The 6,000-nt window shown below is 60.8% G+C and carries 7 protein-coding genes and 1 pseudogene; 5 read left to right on the forward strand and 3 right to left on the reverse strand.

Going from position 1 to position 6,000, the window contains the following annotated elements; all coding sequences use genetic code 11:
- The first annotated feature begins 38 nt into the window (after positions 1–38).
- Positions 39–206 carry a 50S ribosomal protein L33 gene (rpmG, locus tag J2Z31_RS28710; RefSeq protein ID WP_014764050.1) on the forward strand — a complete coding sequence of 56 codons (168 nt, stop codon included), beginning with the start codon at positions 39–41 and terminating at the stop codon, positions 204–206.
- Positions 207–589: 383 nt separating this feature from the next.
- On the forward strand, positions 590–721 hold the full coding sequence (locus J2Z31_RS29680; RefSeq protein WP_268828541.1) for a hypothetical protein: 132 nt from the start codon (positions 590–592) through the stop codon (positions 719–721).
- Positions 722–1,041: 320 nt separating this feature from the next.
- On the opposite strand, the gene J2Z31_RS28715 is transcribed toward J2Z31_RS29680, so the two are convergent.
- Together J2Z31_RS28715 and J2Z31_RS28720 are read right to left on the reverse strand one after the other, a co-directional pair.
- A complete protein-coding gene (locus tag J2Z31_RS28715) occupies positions 1,042–2,409 on the reverse strand; it encodes a PleD family two-component system response regulator (protein ID WP_209607120.1) in 1,368 nt (455 codons plus the stop codon).
- A gap of 19 nt (positions 2,410–2,428) precedes the next feature.
- Positions 2,429–2,800: a response regulator gene (locus tag J2Z31_RS28720; RefSeq protein ID WP_034854043.1), complete on the reverse strand. Its 372-nt coding sequence runs from the start codon at positions 2,798–2,800 to the stop codon at positions 2,429–2,431.
- A gap of 156 nt (positions 2,801–2,956) precedes the next feature.
- On the opposite strand from J2Z31_RS28720, the gene J2Z31_RS28725 reads away from it, so the two are divergent.
- Positions 2,957–3,226: a DUF3572 domain-containing protein gene (locus J2Z31_RS28725; RefSeq protein ID WP_209607122.1), complete on the forward strand. Its 270-nt coding sequence runs from the start codon at positions 2,957–2,959 to the stop codon at positions 3,224–3,226.
- A 70-nt stretch (positions 3,227–3,296) separates the two neighbouring features.
- Here the strand turns inward: J2Z31_RS28725 and J2Z31_RS28730 are convergent, their stop codons facing one another.
- Entirely contained in the window at positions 3,297–3,884 is a 588-nt protein-coding gene (locus tag J2Z31_RS28730) for a GNAT family N-acetyltransferase (RefSeq protein WP_209607125.1), read from the reverse strand.
- Positions 3,885–3,959: 75 nt separating this feature from the next.
- Here J2Z31_RS28730 and J2Z31_RS28735 point away from each other — a divergent pair, with 75 nt between their 5' ends.
- Together J2Z31_RS28735 and J2Z31_RS28740 are read left to right on the forward strand one after the other, a co-directional pair.
- Positions 3,960–5,252, forward strand: coding sequence for a DNA polymerase IV (locus tag J2Z31_RS28735; RefSeq protein ID WP_209607127.1), 1,293 nt, complete (start codon positions 3,960–3,962; stop codon positions 5,250–5,252).
- 404 nt (positions 5,253–5,656) lie between these two features.
- Positions 5,657–6,000: pseudogene (locus tag J2Z31_RS28740) on the forward strand (OmpA family protein); the annotation flags it as partial.

The following is a 6,000-nucleotide window of genomic DNA, read 5'->3' on the forward strand; positions in this document are numbered from 1 at the left end:
GTCCACGGCTCTGATTTTTCTATAAAGGCAGGACGACCATGGCGAAAGCTACCACTATCAAGATCAAGCTGCTGTCGACGGCCGACACGGGTTACTTCTACGTCACCACGAAGAACAGCCGTACGATGACGGAGAAGATGACGAAGACGAAATACGATCCGGTCGCCAAGAAGCACGTCGAGTTCAAGGAAACGAAGATCAAGTAAGATCATCGTTGTCTTTTATCGGGCGCCGGCCGAAAGGTCGGCGCCCTTTCTTTTTGCTGCTGCATGTCTCCTAGCGCATCGGCCCGAAAATCGTACCCGATTTTCGGAAAGCTCGATGCGCAAATTCAAAGAGTTGCAGCGACCTTTGCGCGTCTGAAAAGACGCGCGGCGCTGTAATATCGCCCTCGACTTAAAGCCAGGGACATGCAGCAATTCGAAATGATCCAGACGAAGCACGTCCAACGATTGTTGCTGCTAGACCACAAGCGACATGCGTCTTTTCGGACACACAAGGGTAGCAACGGCGACCGGAAAAGCCGTATCAGGCCCTGAAACGGTTTCGATTTCCGCAACCAGGAAGTAAAATCCAAGCATTCGCTGGAATGAAAAACGCCGCTTCCTTCGAAGCGGCGCTTGTTAAAGGGGTCGGCTGGTTCCAGCAGCGGCACGAGGAATCCGCGGACGCCAGAAGCCAGCCGACCGACCCCACGACCCAGGAGATGCGGCGGACCTGAGCATCATGGGGTAACGAATTGATAACGGAAATCTCACTTCCTTACTTTTCAGCATTGCCTGAAAATAAAAAAAAATCAACGAATTCTTAATCACCGAAACAAGGTTGCTCGATGTTTGGTTAATTTTTGTCTCGTATTCGGACAAATCCGAACCTCGCCGCTTTATGAAGATGCTTTGCCCCAGCACCCGCGACGTCGCAAGAATACAACCGAGAAGAACGTTGACAAGAGGCGAGGCCGCACATTCGCGGGAACTTCTACGGCGACAGATACAAGTAATGTGGAGTTGAGCGACAGCCTTCCCCTCCTAAGGAGCAAGATTAGGCAGCTGCCGCAACGACCCTGTTTCGTCCACTATTCTTCGCCTCGTAGAGGGCCAGGTCGGCGCGTTTCAGCAAGCCTTCGGGGGTATCACCCTCCGGCCGCAGGCTGGCAATTCCAAGCGATGCCGTGACGCCCAGCACCGTATCCGTCCCTGGAATTTCGAAGCCACGCGTTTCAACCATCAGTCGAAGCCGCTCGGCGACGACCGCGGCCGCCTCCGGCGTCGTATCCGGCATGACGATCACGAATTCCTCTCCACCGAAGCGGCAGGCAAGATCGGCGCCGCGCACCGTGGCCCGAACACGATTGGCAAACTCGCGCAGCACCTCGTCGCCCCCGTCATGGCCATAGGTGTCGTTCACGTGCTTGAAGCGATCGATGTCGGTGATGCAGATCGAAAGCGGCCGGCCGCGCGCGCTCGCCCGATCCATGAGCAGCTTCAGGTGTCCGTCGAGATAACGACGATTGTGGAGGCCGGTGAGGTCGTCGGTAATCGCCAGCTCGATCGTATGCTGCACACTAGCCCGCAGCCGATCGTTGCATTGCTTGCGCCGGATTTGGGTCAGAGAGCGGGCGATGAGCTCGTTGGGATCGACCGGGCGCGCGATATAGTCCGTGACGCCGAGCTCGAGCGCACGGGTGATGATCTCATCATTCCCTTGCTCCGTCACGAGAAGGATAGGAATGAAACGCGTCCGCTCAAGAGATCGCAGTTGCGAACACAGGCGCAGCGGGTCGTAGTCACTGAAATTCGCATTCACGATGACGAGGTCGAAGCTGTTCTCCGCGGCTTCGAACAGGGCCGCTTGAGGTTCGGCCATCACCGAAACGTCGGCGATCGGCCTCAGCGCCTTCTGCAGCCGCTCCTGTGACGAGGCGCGGCCGTCGACGAGAAGGACGCTGCCGGGCTCATCGGGACGGTCCTCGCGCAGGAGTTCCTGCAGGCCGATCGTGTGCGCCGTCTGTGCCCTGAGGCGCAATTCGTCGCTGACATTCTTCAGTCGTACGAGGCTCTTTACCCGAGACATGAGTTGCAGATCGTTGACCGGCTTCGTGAGGAAGTCGTCGGCGCCGGACTTCAAGCCGCGGACACGGTCGGAAGGCTGGTCGAGCGCGGTCACCATGACCACCGGAATGTGCGCGGTCCGGCCGTTCGCCTTCAGCCTCTCGCACACCTCGAAGCCGTCCATGTCCGGCATCATGACGTCGAGCAGCACGAGATCGACGGCCGTATTCTCACAGATCGCCAGGGCGGAAGATCCGTCTCCGGCAGTCAGGACGTCGAAATATTCAGCGAGGAGCCTCGCCTCGAGAAGCTTCACATTGGCTGGAACGTCATCGACAACGAGGATACGCGCAGTCATATATCAGGGTCCCCGGCACTCAGGCATCGCCCAGGTAGGTCTTTATCGTCTCAATGAATTTGGGAACGGAAATCGGTTTGGAAACATAGGCTTCGCAGCCGCCCTGGCGGATTCGCTCCTCGTCGCCCTTCATCGCGAAGGCGGTCACGGCGATCACCGGAATGACGTGGAGTTCGTCATCTTCCTTGAGCCATTTTGTGACTTCGAGGCCGGAAACCTCCGGCAGTTGGATATCCATGAGGATAAGGTCGGGCCGGTGCTTGCGCGCGAGTTCGAGCGCCTCCATGCCGTTTCGCGTCTGGATCGTCGTGTAGCCCGAAGCCTCAATCAGGTCTCGGAAGAGCTTCATGTTCAGCTCGTTATCCTCAACAATCATCACCTGTTTGGGCATGTCGATCCCTTGCTGTCTGTCGCCGCCTTGCAAGTCCCTTTATGAGATATAAGTTCCGCAATTGGCGACTCGACCCGTTCCATCGGTCGCAAGGCTAGCGTCATTTGGTTGAAAAAAAGGTAACCCGGGCCGCCAAATGAGAAGAGATTCAACACGATGAAGAGTGCCGACGATATCTCCATCGCCATCCTGTCCTGGCTTGCGAGCGAGCCGGAACTCTTGTCGCGCTTTCTTGCGCTATCCGGCACCGATCCCGGATGCTTGCGCCAGGCCGCCGGCGACCCCGGATTCCTGGGCGGAGTGGTCTCCTTCCTGATGGACCACGAGCCGACTCTGATGGCCTTCTGCGCTGCCACGCAGACGCCCCCGGAAGAGGTCGTCAGGGCCCACCAGGTCTTTTCCGGCCCGATGAATTTCGACGATTGAACGCGCCCGCTTTCCGGCTGGCGCGGGCACCGGCAGAAGTCGTCTGCGAGCGTGGCTTGCGCGGCTATCCTCATTGGGCGAGATCCAATCGCATGAGCGGCCGGCCGTCCTTGCGCCGAGCGACGATCTCGAAGCCGGTGGCATCGAAGATCGCGGTCGCGCCGATATAGAGCGCCACCGACTTCGGCTGTTTCGCATGATCGATCGGGCAAGCATCGAGACAGCGCGCGCCGCCGGCACGCGCATGATCGATGGCGGCGGCAAGCATGTGGTGGCTCAACCCCCTGCCGCGCCAGCGCGATGACAGGAAGAAGCAGCTTACAGCCCAGATGCCTGCATCCTGCGCCTCGCTTTGCTCAAGCGGCCGCGAAACCGTGCGCGGCGAATTGAACTGCGGCACGTCTGCACGCGGCCCGACCTGGACCCAGGCAATGGGCTCACGATCGCTGTAGCCGAGAATGCCGGGCGGCGGTCCGGACTCGATGCGCGCCCGCATGTAGTCCCGTCGATCGCCGGCCGACATGTTGGCTCGGACGGCATAGGGCAGCCGCAGCGCGACGCACCAGCAGCCGCAACACGCCCCGCTCGGACCAAACAGCTTTTCGAAGTCCGACCAGCGACCCGCCGTCACCGGCGCAAATTGCAGGGCGATATCCAATGGGGCCTCCCACTCCCACCTTGAGACTCAGTAGCCTAGAGCGTAAAGTCGCCGCGTTCAACATTTGTTCCGGACATGACCGACAGCGCTACTCCGATTTCCGGCTTCTGCAGGGACTGCCTGACGGAACATGCCGCCCCTGCGCGACGCTGCCTGACCTGCGGCAGTCCGCGGCTACTGCGCCACGCCGAACTCTATCGTCTGACGCTCGCGCATATCGATTGCGACGCCTTTTATGCCTCGATCGAGAAGCGCGACAATCCGGAGCTCGCCGACAAGCCGGTGATCATCGGCGGCGGGAAACGCGGCGTGGTCTCGACCGCCTGCTATATCGCGCGCATTCATGGGGTGCGCTCGGCCATGCCGATGTTCAAGGCGCTGGAAGCCTGCCCCGATGCGGTCGTGATCAAGCCAGACATGGAGAAGTATTCACGCGTCGGGCGGCAGGTTCGGGCCATGATGCAGGAACTGACGCCGCTCGTGCAGCCGCTATCGATCGACGAGGCTTTCCTCGACTTGAGCGGCACCGAGCGGCTTCACAACGATCCGCCGGCGAGGACGCTTGCCCGTTTCGCCCGCCGTGTCGAGCAGGAAATCGGCATCACGGTCTCTGTCGGGCTTTCCTATTGCAAGTTCCTCGCCAAGGTCGCGTCCGATCTGCAGAAGCCACGCGGCTTCTCCGTCATCGGACTGGCGGAGGCCCTGGATTTCCTGAAACATCGCCCCGTGACCCTGATCTGGGGCGTCGGCAAAGCGTTTGCGGCGACGCTCGAGCGCGATGGTATCCGCACGATCGGGCAATTGCAGTTGATGGAAGAGGCCGACCTCATGCGTCGCTACGGGACCATGGGGCAAAGGCTGTATCGTCTGTCGCGCGGCGAGGACGATCGTGTCGTCGAGACCGATGGAGAGGCGAAAAGCGTCTCCTCGGAAACCACCTTCAACGACGACCTTGCGCGCGAGGAAGAACTCGTGCCGCATCTCAGGCGCCTAAGCGAACAGGTGGCGGCTCGCCTGCGCAGTTCGGCTCTTGCCGGACAGACGGTCGTCCTGAAACTCAAGACCGCCGACTTCAAGCTCCGCACACGCAATCGGCGCCTGGAGAGCCCCACGCGTCTCGCCGACCGCATTTTCCGAACGGGCCTGCAATTGCTCGAAAAGGAGGTCGACGGAACGAGATACCGGCTGATCGGCATCGGCGTCAGCGACCTTTCTGACCCGGATCTCGCCGATCCGCCGGATCTGGTGGATCAGCTCGCCCGCAGACGGGCTGCGGCCGAGGACGCGGTCAACAAGCTGCGCGACAAGTTCGGCAAGGCGACCGTCGAGACAGGCTACACTTTCGGCCAGCGGCGCCGCGATCAATAGCCTGAGGTCCGCGGCAGGCACCCGCGTGAATACCCTCACGATACCCTCAGCCCGCAATTCCGGCGCGCCACTCTTTCCTTAGGGCAGCGAAGGCGCTCCGTTGCGACTTGCGGCCTCGCTGCTTGCGTTCAGGCACGGTTAACATCGCCTCAGATAGGTCCTAAGCGGACCGATCCGCGGCTGTCGCGTTGCGACTTCGACAGGCTGGCTGACACAAAAAAGTCAGAACCGCGGGTCATGGCCTTGAGCCGATGTGCTGGCGGTGCGCAATGCGACCGCGAAAGGGAACGCCGCGCGCGAGAAGCGTCGGAACCAGAGCAAGGAAGAGAATGTCTATTCGATTCAAACTTTTCGCAACGGCGACCCTGCCGTTTTTCGCGGCCGCCCTTGCGGTTCAACCAGCGTTGGCCGACAGACTGAAAGCGCCGTTCGAAGTGGCCCAGGAAGGGGGCGAATTGTCCCCTGAAGAGTTGCAGCAACTGAAGAAGCGCAAGAAGCAGCGGGCTGCCGAGAAAGAATCTCAGGGGCAGGCGGAAGAGCAGCAACGGGCCGAGGAGAAAGCTCGCCGTCGCGCCGAGCGGGAGCAGCAGCGGGCGGCCGAGGAGGAAGCTCAACAGGGCGAAGAGCAGCAAAGGGCAACCCGCAAGAAGCGCCAGGCCGAGAAGCAGCGGGCGGCCGAGGAAAAGCAGCAAAGCCAGGCGGAAGAGCAACAGCGCGCCGAGGAGAAGGCTCGCCGACGCGCCGAGCG

This window comes from Sinorhizobium kostiense (genome assembly GCF_017874595.1).
In the GTDB taxonomy this organism is placed as follows: Bacteria; Pseudomonadota; Alphaproteobacteria; order Rhizobiales; family Rhizobiaceae; genus Sinorhizobium; species Sinorhizobium kostiense.

What these genes read in the sequence shown, in the direction of transcription:
- J2Z31_RS29680 (WP_268828541.1), top strand. Translation starts at nt 590, where the DNA reads ATGAAAAACGCCGCTTCCTTCGAAGCGGCGCTTGTTAAAGGGGTCGGC.
- J2Z31_RS28720 (WP_034854043.1), bottom strand. Translation starts at nt 2,800, where the DNA reads ATGCCCAAACAGGTGATGATTGTTGAGGATAACGAGCTGAACATGAAG.
- J2Z31_RS28715 (WP_209607120.1), bottom strand. Translation starts at nt 2,409, where the DNA reads ATGACTGCGCGTATCCTCGTTGTCGATGACGTTCCAGCCAATGTGAAG.
- rpmG (WP_014764050.1), top strand. Translation starts at nt 39, where the DNA reads ATGGCGAAAGCTACCACTATCAAGATCAAGCTGCTGTCGACGGCCGAC.
- J2Z31_RS28735 (WP_209607127.1), top strand. Translation starts at nt 3,960, where the DNA reads ATGACCGACAGCGCTACTCCGATTTCCGGCTTCTGCAGGGACTGCCTG.
- J2Z31_RS28725 (WP_209607122.1), top strand. Translation starts at nt 2,957, where the DNA reads ATGAAGAGTGCCGACGATATCTCCATCGCCATCCTGTCCTGGCTTGCG.